Origin of the sequence: Spartinivicinus poritis (assembly GCF_028858535.1) — a bacterium.
Classification (GTDB): Bacteria; Pseudomonadota; Gammaproteobacteria; order Pseudomonadales; family Zooshikellaceae; genus Spartinivicinus; species Spartinivicinus poritis.
Genome location: NZ_JAPMOU010000041.1, coordinates 1 through 16,093, shown reverse-complemented (window position 1 = coordinate 16,093; position 16,093 = coordinate 1). Strand labels below are relative to the sequence as shown.

14 protein-coding genes, 5 tRNA genes and 1 rRNA gene are annotated in these 16,093 nt (G+C 43.8%); all 20 read right to left on the bottom strand.

What is annotated here, in order from left to right; all coding sequences use genetic code 11:
• Nucleotides 1-13: 13 nt before the first annotated feature.
• On the bottom strand, nt 14-4,090 hold the full coding sequence (rpoB, locus tag ORQ98_RS22335) for a DNA-directed RNA polymerase subunit beta (protein WP_274691042.1): 4,077 nt from the start codon (nt 4,088-4,090) through the stop codon (nt 14-16).
• 217 nt (nt 4,091-4,307) lie between these two features.
• Complete coding sequence (gene rplL / locus ORQ98_RS22330; protein ID WP_163835736.1) at nt 4,308-4,682, bottom strand: 50S ribosomal protein L7/L12; 375 nt, start codon at nt 4,680-4,682, stop codon at nt 4,308-4,310.
• Nucleotides 4,683-4,746: 64 nt separating this feature from the next.
• Nucleotides 4,747-5,277, bottom strand: coding sequence for a 50S ribosomal protein L10 (rplJ, locus tag ORQ98_RS22325; RefSeq protein ID WP_163835738.1), 531 nt, complete (start codon nt 5,275-5,277; stop codon nt 4,747-4,749).
• A gap of 235 nt (nt 5,278-5,512) precedes the next feature.
• Nucleotides 5,513-6,208: a 50S ribosomal protein L1 gene (rplA, locus tag ORQ98_RS22320; protein ID WP_274691041.1), complete on the bottom strand. Its 696-nt coding sequence runs from the start codon at nt 6,206-6,208 to the stop codon at nt 5,513-5,515.
• Nucleotides 6,208-6,639, bottom strand: coding sequence for a 50S ribosomal protein L11 (rplK, locus tag ORQ98_RS22315; protein ID WP_163835742.1), 432 nt, complete (start codon nt 6,637-6,639; stop codon nt 6,208-6,210). Before rplK ends, rplA begins: the two co-directional genes overlap by 1 nt.
• 157 nt (nt 6,640-6,796) lie before the next feature.
• Nucleotides 6,797-7,330 (bottom strand): transcription termination/antitermination protein NusG, encoded by a 534-nt coding sequence (gene nusG, locus ORQ98_RS22310; protein WP_180570514.1) that lies wholly within the window; start codon nt 7,328-7,330, stop codon nt 6,797-6,799.
• A gap of 6 nt (nt 7,331-7,336) precedes the next feature.
• Nucleotides 7,337-7,708, bottom strand: a complete 372-nt coding sequence (secE, locus tag ORQ98_RS22305) for a preprotein translocase subunit SecE (RefSeq protein WP_274691040.1) — start codon at nt 7,706-7,708, stop codon at nt 7,337-7,339.
• A 19-nt stretch (nt 7,709-7,727) separates the two neighbouring features.
• Nucleotides 7,728-7,803, bottom strand: a tRNA-Trp gene (locus ORQ98_RS22300).
• A gap of 42 nt (nt 7,804-7,845) precedes the next feature.
• Entirely contained in the window at nt 7,846-9,039 is a 1,194-nt protein-coding gene (gene tuf, locus ORQ98_RS22295; protein ID WP_274691039.1) for an elongation factor Tu, read from the bottom strand.
• 74 nt (nt 9,040-9,113) lie between these two features.
• Nucleotides 9,114-9,189 (bottom strand) — tRNA-Thr (locus ORQ98_RS22290).
• A gap of 26 nt (nt 9,190-9,215) precedes the next feature.
• Nucleotides 9,216-9,290: transfer RNA gene (locus ORQ98_RS22285), tRNA-Gly, on the bottom strand.
• A 7-nt stretch (nt 9,291-9,297) separates the two neighbouring features.
• A tRNA-Tyr gene (locus ORQ98_RS22280) sits at nt 9,298-9,381 on the bottom strand.
• A gap of 48 nt (nt 9,382-9,429) precedes the next feature.
• Nucleotides 9,430-9,505, bottom strand: a tRNA-Thr gene (locus ORQ98_RS22275).
• Nucleotides 9,506-9,547: 42 nt separating this feature from the next.
• A complete protein-coding gene (locus tag ORQ98_RS22270) occupies nt 9,548-10,273 on the bottom strand; it encodes a hypothetical protein (RefSeq protein ID WP_274691038.1) in 726 nt (241 codons plus the stop codon).
• Nucleotide 10,274: 1 nt separating this feature from the next.
• Complete coding sequence (locus ORQ98_RS22265) at nt 10,275-11,009, bottom strand: type III pantothenate kinase (RefSeq protein ID WP_274691037.1); 735 nt, start codon at nt 11,007-11,009, stop codon at nt 10,275-10,277.
• Complete coding sequence (gene birA / locus ORQ98_RS22260; RefSeq protein ID WP_274691036.1) at nt 11,006-11,968, bottom strand: bifunctional biotin--[acetyl-CoA-carboxylase] ligase/biotin operon repressor BirA; 963 nt, start codon at nt 11,966-11,968, stop codon at nt 11,006-11,008. The genes ORQ98_RS22265 and birA overlap by 4 nt, the downstream gene beginning before the upstream one ends.
• A 78-nt stretch (nt 11,969-12,046) precedes the next feature.
• Nucleotides 12,047-13,405, bottom strand: a complete 1,359-nt coding sequence (locus ORQ98_RS22255; RefSeq protein WP_274691035.1) for a TIGR01777 family oxidoreductase — start codon at nt 13,403-13,405, stop codon at nt 12,047-12,049.
• A gap of 118 nt (nt 13,406-13,523) precedes the next feature.
• The gene (tdh, locus tag ORQ98_RS22250) at nt 13,524-14,549 is read right to left on the bottom strand and encodes an L-threonine 3-dehydrogenase (protein WP_274691034.1); all 1,026 of its coding nucleotides are present in this window, start codon (nt 14,547-14,549) and stop codon (nt 13,524-13,526) included.
• Nucleotides 14,550-14,562: 13 nt separating this feature from the next.
• The gene (locus ORQ98_RS22245; RefSeq protein ID WP_274691033.1) at nt 14,563-15,756 is read right to left on the bottom strand and encodes a glycine C-acetyltransferase; all 1,194 of its coding nucleotides are present in this window, start codon (nt 15,754-15,756) and stop codon (nt 14,563-14,565) included.
• A gap of 260 nt (nt 15,757-16,016) precedes the next feature.
• Nucleotides 16,017-16,093 (bottom strand): 5S ribosomal RNA (rrf, locus tag ORQ98_RS29655); the annotation flags it as partial.

Sequence of the window (16,093 nt, the reverse complement as noted above, 5' to 3'; positions counted from 1 at the left end):
TTGGTCACGTGGACTATTCGCTTTCCAGCTCAATATCAATACCTAGCGAACGAATCTCTTTCACCAACACATTGAATGACTCTGGCATACCCGCTTCCATTCGGTGGTCACCGTCAACAATGTTTTTGTACATCTTGGTCCGACCTGCCACGTCATCAGACTTAACCGTTAGCATTTCCTGCAAGGTATAAGCTGCACCATATGCCTCCAGCGCCCACACCTCCATCTCACCGAAACGCTGACCACCAAACTGAGCTTTACCACCCAGTGGCTGTTGCGTTACTAGACTGTAAGAGCCAGTAGAACGGGCATGCATCTTGTCGTCAACCAAGTGGTTGAGTTTCAGCATATACATATAGCCAACAGTTACTGGTCGATCAAAGCGGTCACCGGTACGACCGTCATGAAGCACCATCTGGCCAGAATCAGGCATATCTGCAAGCCTTAGCAACGCCTTGATTTCTTCTTCTCTGGCACCATCGAATACTTGGGTAGCCATTGGCACCCCACCACGAAGGTTTTGAGCAAGCTCAACAAGCTCAGTATCAGAGAAACTATCAAGATCTTCGTAACGGCCTTCGCCAACTTCGTTGTAGACCTTCTTCAAAAAGTCACGCAGTTCAGCAATAGATTGCTGGGCTTTGACCATCTGATCAATTTTCTCACCCAGCCCTTTTGCCGCTAAGCCAAGGTGTGTCTCAAGAATCTGCCCAACGTTCATCCGTGACGGTACACCCAGCGGGTTAAGCACGATATCGACTGGATTACCCTGTTCGTCATAGGGCATATCCTCTACTGGCATGATGACAGAGATAACCCCCTTGTTACCATGACGCCCCGCCATTTTGTCACCAGGCTGAATTCGACGCTTAATTGCTAGATAAACCTTAACGATCTTCAGTACACCTGGAGCCAAGTCATCACCACACTGGAGCTTTTTCTTCTTGTCTTCGAAGCGTTGATCCAACTGGTCACGACGTTCTTGCAATTGCTCTTGAGCAGCTTCTAGCTGGTCGTTTAGTGCATCATTGGCCATCCGCAATTTAAACCAGTTACGATGCTCTAACTCTGCCAGGTATTCGCTGGTAATCTCATCACCTTTGGTAAGGTTTGGACCGCCTTCAACTTTTTGCCCAACCAAAGCGGCTTCTAAACGCTCAAAAGTAGCCGTTTCGACGATGCGAAACTCTTCATTCAAGTCTTTACGTACTTCATCAAGCTGGGCTTTTTCAATTGCTAATGCACGTGGGTCTTTCTCTACGCCATCACGGGTAAAGACCTGTACATCAATAACCGTACCTTTTACGCTGGTAGGTACCCGTAAAGAAGTGTCTTTAACATCAGAGGCTTTTTCGCCGAAAATTGCACGCAGCAACTTTTCTTCTGGTGTTAGCTGAGTTTCACCTTTCGGTGTCACTTTACCAACCAGAATGTCGCCAGCACCGACTTCAGCACCGACATAGACAATGCCTGACTCATCCAGTTTAGACAGCGCACCCTCTCCAACATTCGGAATATCTGAAGTAATTTCTTCAGACCCAAGTTTGGTATCTCGGGCGACACAGGTCATTTCCTGGATGTGGATAGTAGTGAAGCGATCCTCTTGAACGACACGCTCAGAAACTAAGATAGAATCCTCAAAGTTGTAGCCATTCCAAGGCATGAAGGCCACACGCATATTCTGACCAAGCGCCAGCTCACCCATATCAACAGATGGGCCATCAGCCAGAATATCACCACGAGTCACTTGATCACCCGTGCTCACCAAGGGGCGCTGGTTAATACAAGTATTTTGGTTAGAACGGGTGTATTTAGTCAGGTTGTAAATTTCTACGCCTGCTTCACCAGTAATCAGCTCGTCTTCATTAACCCGGACAACAATCCGTGCCGCATCAACAGACTCAATCACCCCACCCCGTCTGGCAACCACACAAACCCCAGAGTCGCTCGCCACGTTGCGCTCCATACCCGTACCCACTAATGGCTTTTCAGAAATTAGTGTAGGTACCGCCTGACGTTGCATGTTTGAGCCCATCAAAGCCCGGTTAGCATCGTCATGCTCAAGGAACGGGATTAATGAGGCAGCAACCGAAACCACCTGACGCGGTGATACGTCCATATACTGAACGTTTTCTGGAGGCATCAAGGTAAATTCATTCTTGTGGCGAACGTTTACCAGCTCATTTATTAGCTTACGATCTTCATCTAAAGGCGCATTTGCCTGAGCAATTACATATTCGCTCTCTTCGATGGCAGATAGGTAGTCAATTTCATCAGTAACCACACCATCAACCACTTTCCGGTAAGGCGACTCAAGGAAACCAAAAGCATTGGTTCTAGCGTAAGTCGCTAGAGAGTTAATCAGACCAATGTTTGGACCTTCAGGCGTTTCGATAGGACATACCCGACCATAATGAGTTGGGTGTACGTCACGCACCTCAAAACCAGCACGCTCACGAGTCAAACCACCTGGGCCTAACGCAGATACCCGACGCTTGTGAGTAACCTCAGAGAGCGGGTTATTCTGGTCCATAAACTGAGATAGCTGGCTAGAGCCAAAGAACTCTTTAATTGCTGCTGCTACTGGCTTGGCATTAATTAAATCCTGAGGCATAAGACCTTCAGACTCTGCCATACTTAAGCGCTCTTTTACTGCACGCTCAACTCGAACCAGGCCAACACGGAATTGGTTCTCAGCCATTTCACCAACGCTACGAATCCGGCGATTACCCAAGTGATCAATATCATCCACTTGACCTTTACCATTACGGATGTCTACCAGGGTCTTCATAACATCAATGATGTCACTGTTATCAAGCACACCCTGGCCTTGGTCATCTTTTCGACCTAACCGACGATTAAACTTCATCCGGCCTACGCCAGATAAGTCGTAACGCTCTGGAGAGAAAAACAGGTTTTCAAATAATGCTTCTGCCGCCTCTTTGGTTGGAGGCTCACCTGGACGCATCATTCGATAGATTTCAACTAAAGCTTCAAGCTGACTTGTCGTATTATCAGCTTTTACGGTATCTGAAATATAAGGCCCACAGTCGAGATCATTAATATAAAGCGTCTCGATTGTTTTAATGCCTTTAGTAATTAATTTTTCCAGCATTTCCAGGGTGATTTCAGAGTTACAGTTAAATAACACTTCACCTGTTGCTGAATCGATAATATCAGTGGCAGTAACCTTACCTAATAAGTATTCCGTTGGTGCATCAAGTGTCTTCAAATTAGACTTCTGCATCTGCCGTATATGACGTGCAGTAATCCGACGACCTTGCTCAACAATAACACTGCCATCTATATCTTTAATATCAAAGCTAGCCGCTTCACCACGCAAGCGTTCAGGCACCAGTTCCATTGACACCCCATCATCACTGACGTGAAACTTATTGGTATCAAAGAACATATCGAGAATTTGCTCAGATGAATAGCCTAACGCTCTAAGCAATATTGATGCTGGCAACTTACGACGACGGTCGATACGCACATATAGCAAGTCTTTTGGATCAAACTCGTAATCCAGCCAAGAGCCGCGATAAGGAATAATTCGGGCAGAATAAAGCAACTTGCCTGAAGAGTGAGTTTTTCCACGGTCATGATCAAAGAACACCCCAGGAGAACGATGCAACTGGGAAACTATCACCCGCTCAGTACCATTAATAACAAAGGTACCGTTTTCGGTCATTAATGGGATCTCTCCCATATAAACTTCTTGCTCTTTGATGTCTTTGATTGCTTTGTTTGCTGAATCCTTGTCGTAAATAATCAGGCGGACTTTAACCCGAAGTGGAACAGCATAAGTGACGCCGCGGAGTTGACACTCTTTAACATCAAAAGCTGGTTCACCCAGTTTGTAGCCTACGTACTCAAGAGCCGCACTACCTGAGTAACTTACGATTGGAAAAACGGATTTAAAAGCGGCATGCAAACCAAAGTCATTACGTTGATTCGAGCTGACTCCTGCCTGTAAAAACTTGCGGTAAGAATCAAGCTGAATTGCCAGGAGATAAGGAATATCCATAACATGCGGCAGTTTGCCGAAATCCTTACGGATACGTTTTTTCTCAGTATATGAGTAAGCCATTAGCGTTCCCCAGCTTGGTCACCTGCTAACCAGCGCTTTTACGCATGTCGTAAATAAGCGCGCAGTGAAAATAAGAACTAAAGTATTGTCCTTTTAAGCAGCATCTGTATGCTGTAATTGTGCAACATCAGCTGTATATTACTGACTTTACAACAGCAAAAGGCCGGCACCACGAGGTACCAGCCAAATTGGAAAAGAATTTATGCAGTCAGTGGAATTACTTAACTTCCACAGTTGCACCAGCTTCTTCCAGCTGCTTTTTAGCGTCTTCAGCTTCTTCTTTAGTAGCACCTTCTTTAACAGGAGCAGGCGCACCGTCAACTAAAGCTTTAGCTTCTTTTAAGCCAAGACCAGTGATACCGCGAACCGCTTTGATTACGTTCACTTTCTTGTCACCAGCGCTAGCTAAGATTACGTCAAATTCAGTTTGCTCTTCAGCAGCTGGAGCGTCACCAGCAGCAACAGGAGCAGCAGCAACTGCAGCAGCAGCAGAAACACCGAATTTGTCTTCCATTGCTTCAACAAGCTCAACAACTTCCATTACGCTCATTTCAGCAATTGCATTTAAGATATCTTCTTTAGACAGAGCCATTACTCTAATCTCCTAAAATTCTGTAGGTAAAACCAAACTTGTAAAAAACAGCTAATTAATAAAATTAAGCTGCTTCTTTCTTCTGGTCGCGAACCGCTGCCACTGCACGGGTAATTTTCGCTGGGAACTCGTTTAGAGTACGTGCCAGCTTGGTTACTGGTGCAATCATTACACTCATCAGCATTGCGCGAGCCTGATCCAAAGTAGGCATCTTCGCCAGCACATCAATTTGCTCTGGGCCAAGTAATTGACCACCAATTGACAATGCTTTTACTTCCAGTTCTTTGTTTTCTTTAGCGAAGTCTTGAATTACACGTGCAGCTGCACCTGGATCTTCGTTAGAGAAAGCAATTACTGTTGGACCAGTTAACGCTTCTTGTAGACACTCATAATCAGTGCCTTCAACTGCGCGGCGAGCAAGTGTGTTACGAACAACCTTTAAATAAACGCTGCCTTCACGAGCTTGCTTGCGGAGAGCAGTCATCTGATCAACCGTTAAACCACGGTAATCAGCGATTACTGCTGATAAAGCGCTTTTGGCAGCCTCGTTGACCTCAGCGACAATCGCCTTCTTGTCTTCGAGTTTTAATGCCATTGGCTTTACTCCTAAAAAAAGGAATTTCTGTTTTGGTAAAAAGCATTTGTATAAAACAACTGCCTTTTACTTAAGAATACGGTGAAGGGCTCATTGGATAATGAAGCTACACCGTCTGCGTAGGAAAATTAAGCTATTTTTTATCACTAAAAAACAACACCTACGGTCTTTGACGGCTCCTGTCTTACCTTAAACATTAATTACTATTTAAGATAAGCAAGAACCCCAAAGTCTGTTAAACGTCTAGGCTTGAAATATCAACCGTCAAGCCAGGCCCCATCGTTGTAGATAAGGTAACCTTTTTCATGTAGACGCCTTTGGCAGAAGCTGGCTTAGCTTTTTTCAAGTCAGCCAGCAACGCTTCAATATTCTGTTTAACTGCATCAGCAGCAAAACCTACTTTACCAACGCCACAGTGGATAATACCGTTTTTATCTGTACGGTATCTTACCTGACCAGCCTTAGCATTTTTTACCGCTTCAGCTACGTTAGGTGTTACAGTGCCCACTTTAGGGTTTGGCATCAGACCGCGTGGGCCTAGAATTTGACCTAACTGACCAACAACACGCATTGCATCAGGAGAAGCAATAACAACGTCAAAGTTTAAGTTGCCGCCTTTTACTTCAGCTGCCAAATCGTCCATACCAATGATATCAGCACCAGCTTCTTTAGCTGCATCAGCATTTGGGCCTTGGGTAAAAACTGCAACACGCACATCTTTACCAGTACCGTTAGGCAATACAGTAGAGCCACGAACAACTTGGTCAGATTTACGAGGATCAACGCCCAAGTTAACTGCAACATCAAAAGACTCAGTAAACTTGACAGCAGAGATTTCAGCTAATAGCTGTGCAGCTTCTTGAATTGGATACGCTTTTGTGCGATCAATTTTCTCAGCAATGGCTTTTGCGCGCTTAGATAACTTGGCCATTACACACCCTCCACATTTAAGCCCATGCTGCGAGCACTACCAGCGATAGTTCGAACCGCTGCATCAAGATCGGCTGCCGTTAAGTCAGGCTCTTTAGTCTTAGCGATCTCTTCTAGTTGCTCACGAGTCACAGTACCTACTTTTTCAGTGTTAGGACGGCCACTGCCTTTTTTCAGCTTGGCTGCTTTTTTCAATAACACAGATGCAGGTGGGGTTTTAGTCTCAAAAGTAAAGCTGCGGTCACTGTATACAGTAATCACAACTGGAATAGGCATACCCTGTTCCATGCTTTGAGTTTTGGCGTTAAACGCTTTACAGAACTCCATAATGTTAACGCCATGCTGACCCAATGCAGGACCAACAGGAGGGCTTGGGTTAGCTTGACCAGCTGCCACTTGCAGCTTGATATAGGCTTCTACTTTTTTAGCCATTGTTCACCTCGACTATGGGTTAAGCGCTTTGTTACTTAGGACTAGGCTTATTATGAAAGGCCTTCTAGTAACTCAGCTCCCCTTTGTTGAAAGTCATCATTTTGACAGACAATAAAGACCCACACTGCGTATGCAGTGCAGGTCTAAAAGAAATCTATTAGCCTTTTTCTACTTGGACAAATTCTAGTTCAACTGGTGTTGAACGACCAAATATTAATACGGCAACTTGTAACCTGTTTTTCTCGTAGTTAACTTCTTCAACTACGCCATTAAAATCTGCAAATGGTCCATCGATAACCCGAACAACCTCACCTGGTTCAAACAGAGTTTTCGGTTTCGGCTTATCTGAACCATCTTCAACACGCTTTAAGATAGCTTGAGCCTCACGCTCAGTAATAGGCGCAGGACGATCAGCAGTTCCGCCAATAAAGCCCATTACTCTTGGGGTATCTTTAATTAGGTGCCAACTGTCGTCGTTCATTTCCATCTGTACTAATACATAGCCTGGAAAGAACTTACGTTCACTTTTACGCTTCTGGCCACTTTTAATCTCTACTACTTCTTCAGTAGGTACTAAAACCTCACCAAATAAGTCTTGCATGTCGTGCAACTCAATGCGTTCTTTAATAGAACGCATAACTTGCTTTTCATATCCTGAATATGCATGCACAACATACCAACGCTTAGCCATGAGCGGTTACCCAATCAAACCATTAACAATTGAATTCAATGCCCAATCAATTAGCCACAAAACAAATCCCATCAAGATCACTACAGCTACAACAATTATGGTAGTTTGAACGGTTTCTTGCTTAGTCGGCCAAACAACTTTCCGTACTTCAACTTTAGCATCTTTAACTAAAGTCCAGAATTTTTGGCCTTTAACCGTAGTTAAAGCAACGTAGCCTGCTGCTAAACCTAGGACAAGGAGGGCTATTACACGATAAAGCAAAGATTCGCTTTGATAAAAGTAATTACCGTAGGCTCCCGCAGCTACAACAGCAAATACCACAAACCACTTTAGACCATCTAGACGGCCTTGGTTTTCAACTTCAATCTTTGCATTCATGATCAGGTGCTCTAAGAGATGGCAGGCCAGGAGGGAATCGAACCCCCAACCCCCGGTTTTGGAGACCGGTGCTCTACCAATTGAACTACTGGCCTGTAACCATGGTGCTAGCTAAAAACTAGCACCATATTCCAACTTTACTCAATAATTTTTGCTACTACACCAGCACCTACAGTACGACCACCTTCACGGATAGCGAAGCGTAAGCCTTCTTCCATAGCAATTGGTGCAATCAGCTCAACTTTCATTTGAATGTTATCGCCAGGCATTACCATTTCAACGCCTTCTGGTAACTCAACAGCACCTGTCACATCCGTAGTACGGAAGTAGAACTGTGGGCGATAGCCTTTGAAGAATGGTGTATGACGACCACCTTCATCTTTACTTAATACGTATACTTCTGACTCAAACTTAGTGTGTGGAGTGATAGAGCCAGGAACAGCCAATACTTGGCCACGCTCTACATCATCACGCTTAGTACCACGTAACAACACACCAACGTTCTCACCTGCACGACCTTCGTCAAGCAGCTTACGGAACATCTCAACACCAGTACAGGTAGTCTTTTGAGTGTCACGGATACCAATGATTTCTATTTCTTCACCAACCTTAACAATGCCACGCTCTACACGACCGGTTACGACTGTACCGCGACCTGAAATAGAGAATACGTCTTCGATAGGCATCAAGAATGGCTGATCAATAGCACGCTCTGGCTCTGGAATGTACTCGTCTAAAGTCTCAACCAACTTCTTAACCGCAGAAGAGCCCATACCATTATCATCTTTACCTTCTAGTGCCATTAGCGCAGATCCGGTGATGATTGGGGTGTCGTCGCCTGGGAAGTCATACTGGCTTAACAGCTCACGCACTTCCATTTCTACCAGCTCAAGCAACTCTTCGTCGTCTACCATGTCAGCTTTGTTTAAGAAAACAACGATGTAAGGTACACCGACCTGACGAGACAATAAGATGTGCTCACGAGTCTGAGGCATGGGGCCGTCAGCTGCAGAACAAACTAAGATAGCGCCGTCCATCTGAGCCGCACCAGTGATCATGTTTTTCACATAGTCAGCGTGTCCTGGACAGTCAACGTGTGCATAGTGACGAGTTGGAGAATCATACTCAACGTGTGCAGTTGAGATAGTAATACCACGCTCGCGCTCTTCTGGTGCATTATCGATTTGATCGAATGCTTTTACTTCACCACCAAACGCCTCAGCACAAACCCGAGTTAATGCTGCAGTTAATGTAGTTTTACCGTGGTCAACGTGGCCGATAGTACCCACGTTAACATGCGGCTTGGTACGTTCAAACTTTTCTTTAGCCATCGAGACCAACTCCCATTAAGAGATTCGCCACTCTACACAAAAAAGCAGATGAACCACTTATCACCTGCCAACTCTGGAGCTCATAACCGGATTTGAACCGGTGACCTCTTCCTTACCAAGGAAGTGCTCTACCGACTGAGCTATATGAGCTTTAATAAATACTGTATTACTTTATTTGGAGCGGGTGGCGGGAATCGAACCCGCATCATCAGCTTGGAAGGCTGAGGTAATAGCCATTATACGACACCCGCTTGAATTTGGTGGTGGGGGCTGGATTCGAACCAGCGAAGCTTACGCGTCAGATTTACAGTCTGATCCCTTTGGCCGCTCGGGAACCCCACCAAGGAGACGCTTATAATATTTAGAGAATTTGCTTTGTCAAGCTTATTTTGGTGCCGGCACTAGGAGTCGAACCCAGGACCTACTGATTACAAGTCAGTTGCTCTACCAACTGAGCTATACCGGCAAAAACTCTCCGTTAAACGCGGGCGCAATTCTACGGGAAGACTTAATAAGATGCAACGTCTTTACAACGAATTCTTCTTTTTTCTATAAATCGGTAATTATTAGCCAGTCCGACCCAAACCTGATCAGCAATTAGCTCTAATTCTGATGGCGAAAAGTTCAACCATGTTTCGTTTTTAAACCGCTCAACAACTTTGACAGCTACATCATAACCCGCAGATTTCATTTCATTTTGTAAGTTAAGTGCAGAGCTTTGCTTAGTAAACAAGCCTAAGGATAGCCCATTCTTTAATTCGCCATCAGTAATAATAAAGCTATCGCGCCCTTGCGCCTTTAACTCTTTTAGCTTTCTTAATGCTGTTCGACGGGAAATCAGTGGTTTAATATACACCCAATAATCAGGCTCCGTATTTACCTGAACATTTTTTCGGGCAGGCTTAATTCCTATAGCCAAAAAGCGCTGCTCAATTTGCTTTAGTATTTTTGCTTCAGCAATTGGGCCAATGCTAGCGCAAAACTCTTCTTTATTAGTTATTGAGTTTCCAGTTGCCGTATTAACACCAGTCGTACTTTTATTGCTCTTGCTATTTGACGAAAGCTTACGAGGCTTTAATTCAGATTCAGCAAGCAAGGTAAGAGAGGCAACCTTACTGCTAGTTTTAACAGACAAGCTTGCACCTTTAACTGGTGCTGTTTGATTGCCTTGATGCCAGTAGTAACCCGCCACAATCAAGTTTGTTATTACCAAGCAAATAAATATCCAACGCATATTATTGTGCGATCAATGCCAACCCATCGAGTACCAGCTCAGGCTCATGCAGATAGTCGACTGTTAAAGAAGAAGCGATAGCAGCTGCATCACCCCCGGCTATCACCACAATAGCTTCGCTATTTTGTAGCTTTAACGGAGCAACCACTGATTCAATAAAAGCTATGACCATTTTTAACATGCCATGTTCTACAGCTTCAGCCGTATTTTTACCTAAATCAACTCGCCGCAAATTAGTACTATCAACTTGCACCTGAGCAGTGTTCACACGAAGGCTTTCTCTCATCAGCCGAAAACCTGGCACTATATAACCACCTTCATGCATACCATTCATATCAATAACATCAATCGTTATTGCCGACCCCAAGCTCACAACTACCTTACTGCAATTAGGGTATAAATGATGACAACCCAGCATAGCCAGCCAGCGGTCTACTCCCAGCTTTGTCACATCAGCATAGGCCACTTCAATGCCATAAGCATTTTTTTGGGTTTTAACAAAATAAGGCTCTACCTCCCAGCCACTTTGACAACTTTGCTTAAGCTGCAACCCAACTTCTTCACCAGCAACATTTGCAACAAAAACTTGCTGCGGCATGATACCTTGTATTCTTAGTTTTTTAGCAAGTCCTGACGCCTCATTTAAGTCAAGCACCCCCTTAGCTACATAGCAGCTACTTTCTGCATAGCGCCACTTAATTCGAGTATTTCCTACATCTACTTCTAGACGATTCATAAGGGTCTCAGGCTAACCTCACCACCACTAAACGTTTGCCGCTGCCCATCTTCCATTTCGACGATAAGGGCTCCGCTGTCTTCTACCCCTCTAGCAACTCCAAACAGCTCACTTTCACCTGCAATCACTTTTACAGGCTGGTTTAAACATGCATCGTATTCTGCCCAGTCTTCTTTAAATGCTGAGAACCCAGTTTCTGTAAATCTATCAAGGAAGGAGAATATGTTTTTCAACACATTTAAAGCGACTTCGTTTCGATCTACTCGATCTTGTTTAATTGATGCTAGATCAACAAACTGCTGACTCACTTTGCTTCGCCAATCAGAAGGCATCATTACATTTAAGCCAACACCAATAATGACAGTGCAGCTACCATATAAATCACCCACTATCTCTATTAATATCCCAGCTAATTTTTGGCGCCGCCAATAAAGGTCATTAGGCCATTTTACTTTTAAGTCATTGATGCCTAGTTGAGATAACCCTTTCGCTAATGCCAAGCCTACAACCAAGCTCAGCCCTTCTAGCGTGTGTACTCCTTTGCTAACCGGCCAACTGAGGGTCATATATAAGTTGCTTGCAAACGGACTCACCCACTGTTTACCTTGCCTACCACGCCCACTAGCTTGATACTCAGCCATACAAATAAGCTTTTTACCTGGACTCTGCTTAAGGAACTGCTGAACATCGTCATTAGTAGAGGTAGAAGTAGCTAGTAACCTTAATTGATATTCCCCACTAAGAATTTGCGGTAGCTGCTCCAACTTTGCTTGACTCAACAAACTAACACCTGCCCCGAGGCGATAGCCTTTACCTTTTACTGATTGAAGCTCTAACCCCCACTCTTGCAACTTTTTTAACTGTTTCCAAACTGCAGCACGACTAACCCCCAAAGACTTCCCAAGGGCATCACCAGAGTGAAATTGGCCATCAGCCAACAGCTTTAATAAAGCATCCATAATGTTCAGTTCAAATAAAATAATTGGGCAGCTTAATGAAAAGCCAATATGATGCAAGTTAGTCCTATCAATTATTTTTTAACTAAGCGACTTCAAACAGGAATGAAGCTCTGGATATTTAAATTGATATCCATTTTTAACTATTTTTGAAGGCACAACTCTTTGTCCTGTTAACAGTACTTCTGTTGCCATCTCACCAACCAACACTTTTAACCAAGCTGCCGGCATCCTAAATTTAAACCAAGTTTTCTCAACTCTACCTAAACTTTCTGCAAATTGCTCATTAGTGACTGGCTGGGGCGCAGTGATATTTACTGCTCCTTCGATATCATGCTGAGCAACCAAATAGCACATCATGGCAATTACATCATCCAAATGTACCCAAGACATCCATTGCTTACCTTCTCCTAATTGGGTTGCTACCTTTAACTTAAATGGAATCTGTAACTGCACCAAGGGGCCACCATTTTTTCCCAGCACAACCCCCATTCTTAATAGACACACTCTTAAGCCATGCTCTTCAAACTTGAGCGCAGCTTGCTCCCACTGATGACATAGCTGGTGTGAAAAGCCATCAACACAACCTGCCTGCTCATCTAACTCTTCATCCGCATGAGGGCCATAGAAACCAATTGCCGAGCCACTGATCAGCGACTGAGGTTTTTGCTCAAGCCTCTGCACTAACGCAAGCAATTCACTAGTTGTATTTAATCGGCTAGATAAAAAACCGGCTTTCTTCTTTTTATTCCAACGACTACCTGCAAGCGGCTCGCCAGCTAAATTAATAATAACGTCTATTTGATCTTTATCAGACACATAGTCCAGCGCAGTAATATAAGTTACTTTACCTTGAATACCTTTGGCTCCCGATGCAATATTTCTAGTTAACACTATTACTTCATGCCCTTGATCAATCAGTGTTTGCACCAACGGCTTGCCAATAAAACCAGTACCACCTGTGATTAAAAATTTCTTTTTGTCATTTAGCTTATATTGCTCAGGAAGAACAATACGGTAGTTCACTGCTTGTCTTGGTTTTAGCAATAACATAGGTAGCAACATAGCCAATCCTACGGGCATATTTAAATAAGCATGAACTTCTATGCCCCAGTAAAGAGAAATGCAAGTATCAAGCACAAGCCAAACAACGACCGCTATACAAATTGCTTTTTTGAGTAGAGAACCTCCGTCACACCAATATTGATGCACTGCTACTGTAAATAACACTCCCCAGCTGGCAACAGTGACCCCAAATAATTGCAACATAGTGCCAAGTAGATCAACTTGATTAGCAGCTTGAGTAGCATCAAACTGCTTAAATAAATATTGAGTGTAAGCAGCAAACAGCTGAGTATTTGCCAATACAGCAAATAAAAGACCTAACAACACATGGGAAATACCAAGAAAAATTAGCCAGCGATAGATTAGTTGCTGCATTTAAAAATACCCTGTTAGCCAGTTTGTTTTATTTGCCAAGAAAACCAAAGAGTCTCAGAAAACAAAAAAGGGTTAGCAGCTTTGCACTACTAACCCTTTTTTTTAAATGAATAAACTTCTAATCCCAATTTAACACAACTTTTCCTGACTGACCGGAACGCATGATATCGAACCCCTGCTGAAAGTCATCAACATGAAAGCGATGGGTAATCATTGGGGTCAAATCCAGTCCGGACTGAATTAAACTGGCCATTTTATACCAGGTTTCAAACATCTCTCTGCCGTAAATACCTTTAATATCAAGCCCTTTAAAAATGACCTCACTCCAATCAATAGCCATTTCCCCTGGTGGAATCCCCAGCATAGCGATCTTGCCACCATGATTCATATTTTTCAGCATGGACTTAAAGGCAACAGGTACACCAGACATTTCCAGGCCCACATCAAAGCCCTCTTCCATTTTCAGCTGCTTCATTACTTCTTCCAGCTGTTCTTTAGCTACATTAACCGTGCGGGTAGCCCCCATTTGCTTGGCTAAACTCAGTCGATAATCATTAATATCTGTGATTACTACGTGCCGTGCCCCCACATGCTTAGCAACAGCTGCAGCCATAATACCAATAGGGCCTGCACCAGTAATCAGCACATCCTCTCCCACCAAGTCAAAGGCAAGTGCCGTATGTACTGCATTACCAAACGGATCAAAAATAGCTGCTAATTCATCACTAATTTCATCTGGCAGCTTGAAAGCATTAAACGCAGGAATAACTAAATACTCTGCAAAAGCGCCATCACGATTAACCCCGACACCTACAGTGTTTCGGCATAAATGGCGGCGCCCAGCCCGGCAGTTACGACAATGCCCACAGGTAATATGGCCTTCCCCAGAAACCCGATCACCAATCTCAAATCCAACAACTTCTTCACCAATACCAACAACTTCCCCTGCATATTCATGGCCTGTCACCATTGGCACCGGAATGGTTTTTTGTGACCATTCATCCCAGTTATAAATATGAATATCAGTACCACAAATCGCTGTTTTATTTATTTTAATTAGCAGATCGTTATGACCAACTTCAGGCTGAGGCCTGTCAGTCATCCAAATACCTTCTTCCCGCTTGAGCTTGGCTAATGCTTTCATGCCATCCTCTTAATTAAATAATGTTGAGGGCTTTTCCTACTTCAATAAAAACTGCAACTGCTTTATCAATTTGCTGTTTGGTGTGCCCAGCACTAATTTGAGTCCGAATTCGCGCTTGACCTTTGGGTACCACAGGATAACTGAAACCAATCACATAGATACCTTTTTCTAACATCATATCCGCCATTTGGGCAGCCAAAGCAGCATCACCAATCATCACAGGGATAATCGCATGATCTTTACCAGCCAAAGTAAAGCCTGCTTTTTCCATTTCTGCACGGAAATAAGCAGCGTTATCCCACAGGCGCGCACGAAGATCACTACCTTGTTTCAGCATATCCAACACTTCAATAGAAGCAGTAGCGATTGAAGGTGCAAGTGAATTAGAAAATAAATAAGGGCGAGAGCGTTGGCGAAGAATATCAATTATTTCTTTCCGACCCGAGGTATAACCACCAGAAGCACCACCTAGCGCCTTCCCTAAAGTACCAGTAATAATATCAATACGATCAATTACTCCCGCATACTCATGACTGCCACGGCCATTTTCACCAACAAAACCTACCGCATGAGAATCATCAACCATTACCAAGGCATCGTATTTGTCAGCTAAATCACAAACTGATTTAAGATCAGCAATAATCCCATCCATAGAAAATACACCATCAGTAACGATTAGCTTAAACCGAGCTCCTGCTTCATCAACTGCTTTTAACTGAGCTTCCAAGTCAGCCATATCATTATTGGCATAGCGGTAACGTTTTGCTTTACACAAGCGAACCCCATCAATAATCGAGGCATGATTTAACGCATCAGAAATAACGGCATCTTCAGTGCCTAAAATCGTCTCAAATAAACCACCATTTGCATCAAAGCAGGAGGAGTAAAGGATAGTATCTTCCATCCCTAAAAATTCACTTAATTTAGCTTCTAAGCTTTTATGAATATCCTGGGTACCACAAATAAAACGAACTGAAGCTACACCAAAGCCATAACGATCCAGACCTTTTTGTGCAGCCTCAATTAAGCGGGGATGGTTAGCCAAACCTAGGTAGTTATTGGCACAAAAATTAAGAACGTGCTCACCACCAGCAACTTCAATATTAGCCTGCTGCTGCGAAGTAATTACCCGTTCGCCTTTAAATAGCCCCTCAGACTTGATACTGTCTAGCTCACTACTTAAATGCTCTAAAAATGCTTGATTCATCCTTCTATCCTCTGCTCCACTTTCATTGCTGCGATTCTAACGCTTTTAATTAAAACAAAATACAACAACTAATTTATTAACAAAGGAGAGACTAACAAATCCACTTGTACAGGCAAATAAAACCAATTGTTTCTGGCTAAAGGGCCTATTGCCTATGCTATACAAACATTAGGAGTGTAGAACTCAAAGGGGAAAAGAGCAGCCGCTCCCCCAAAGCAAAAAACCCCCAGCACAGAGTGCTGAGGGTTTTGGTATTAGGCGCTTGACGATGACCTACTCTCACATGGGGAGACCCCACACTACCATCGGCGCGGAGCGGTTTCACTACTGAGTTCGG

Bases quoted from the DNA above. Each gene is read 5' to 3' on its own strand.
- nusG (WP_180570514.1), bottom strand. From the start codon at position 7,330: ATGGCTAAGCGTTGGTATGTTGTGCATGCATATTCAGGATATGAAAAG.
- tdh (WP_274691034.1), bottom strand. From the start codon at position 14,549: ATGAAAGCATTAGCCAAGCTCAAGCGGGAAGAAGGTATTTGGATGACT.
- ORQ98_RS22245 (WP_274691033.1), bottom strand. From the start codon at position 15,756: ATGAATCAAGCATTTTTAGAGCATTTAAGTAGTGAGCTAGACAGTATC.
- secE (WP_274691040.1), bottom strand. From the start codon at position 7,708: ATGAATGCAAAGATTGAAGTTGAAAACCAAGGCCGTCTAGATGGTCTA.
- birA (WP_274691036.1), bottom strand. From the start codon at position 11,968: ATGGATGCTTTATTAAAGCTGTTGGCTGATGGCCAATTTCACTCTGGT.
- tuf (WP_274691039.1), bottom strand. From the start codon at position 9,039: ATGGCTAAAGAAAAGTTTGAACGTACCAAGCCGCATGTTAACGTGGGT.
- rplL (WP_163835736.1), bottom strand. From the start codon at position 4,682: ATGGCTCTGTCTAAAGAAGATATCTTAAATGCAATTGCTGAAATGAGC.
- rplA (WP_274691041.1), bottom strand. From the start codon at position 6,208: ATGGCCAAGTTATCTAAGCGCGCAAAAGCCATTGCTGAGAAAATTGAT.
- rplJ (WP_163835738.1), bottom strand. From the start codon at position 5,277: ATGGCATTAAAACTCGAAGACAAGAAGGCGATTGTCGCTGAGGTCAAC.
- rplK (WP_163835742.1), bottom strand. From the start codon at position 6,639: ATGGCTAAAAAAGTAGAAGCCTATATCAAGCTGCAAGTGGCAGCTGGT.
- ORQ98_RS22270 (WP_274691038.1), bottom strand. From the start codon at position 10,273: ATGCGTTGGATATTTATTTGCTTGGTAATAACAAACTTGATTGTGGCG.
- ORQ98_RS22255 (WP_274691035.1), bottom strand. From the start codon at position 13,405: ATGCAGCAACTAATCTATCGCTGGCTAATTTTTCTTGGTATTTCCCAT.
- rpoB (WP_274691042.1), bottom strand. From the start codon at position 4,090: ATGGCTTACTCATATACTGAGAAAAAACGTATCCGTAAGGATTTCGGC.
- ORQ98_RS22265 (WP_274691037.1), bottom strand. From the start codon at position 11,009: ATGAATCGTCTAGAAGTAGATGTAGGAAATACTCGAATTAAGTGGCGC.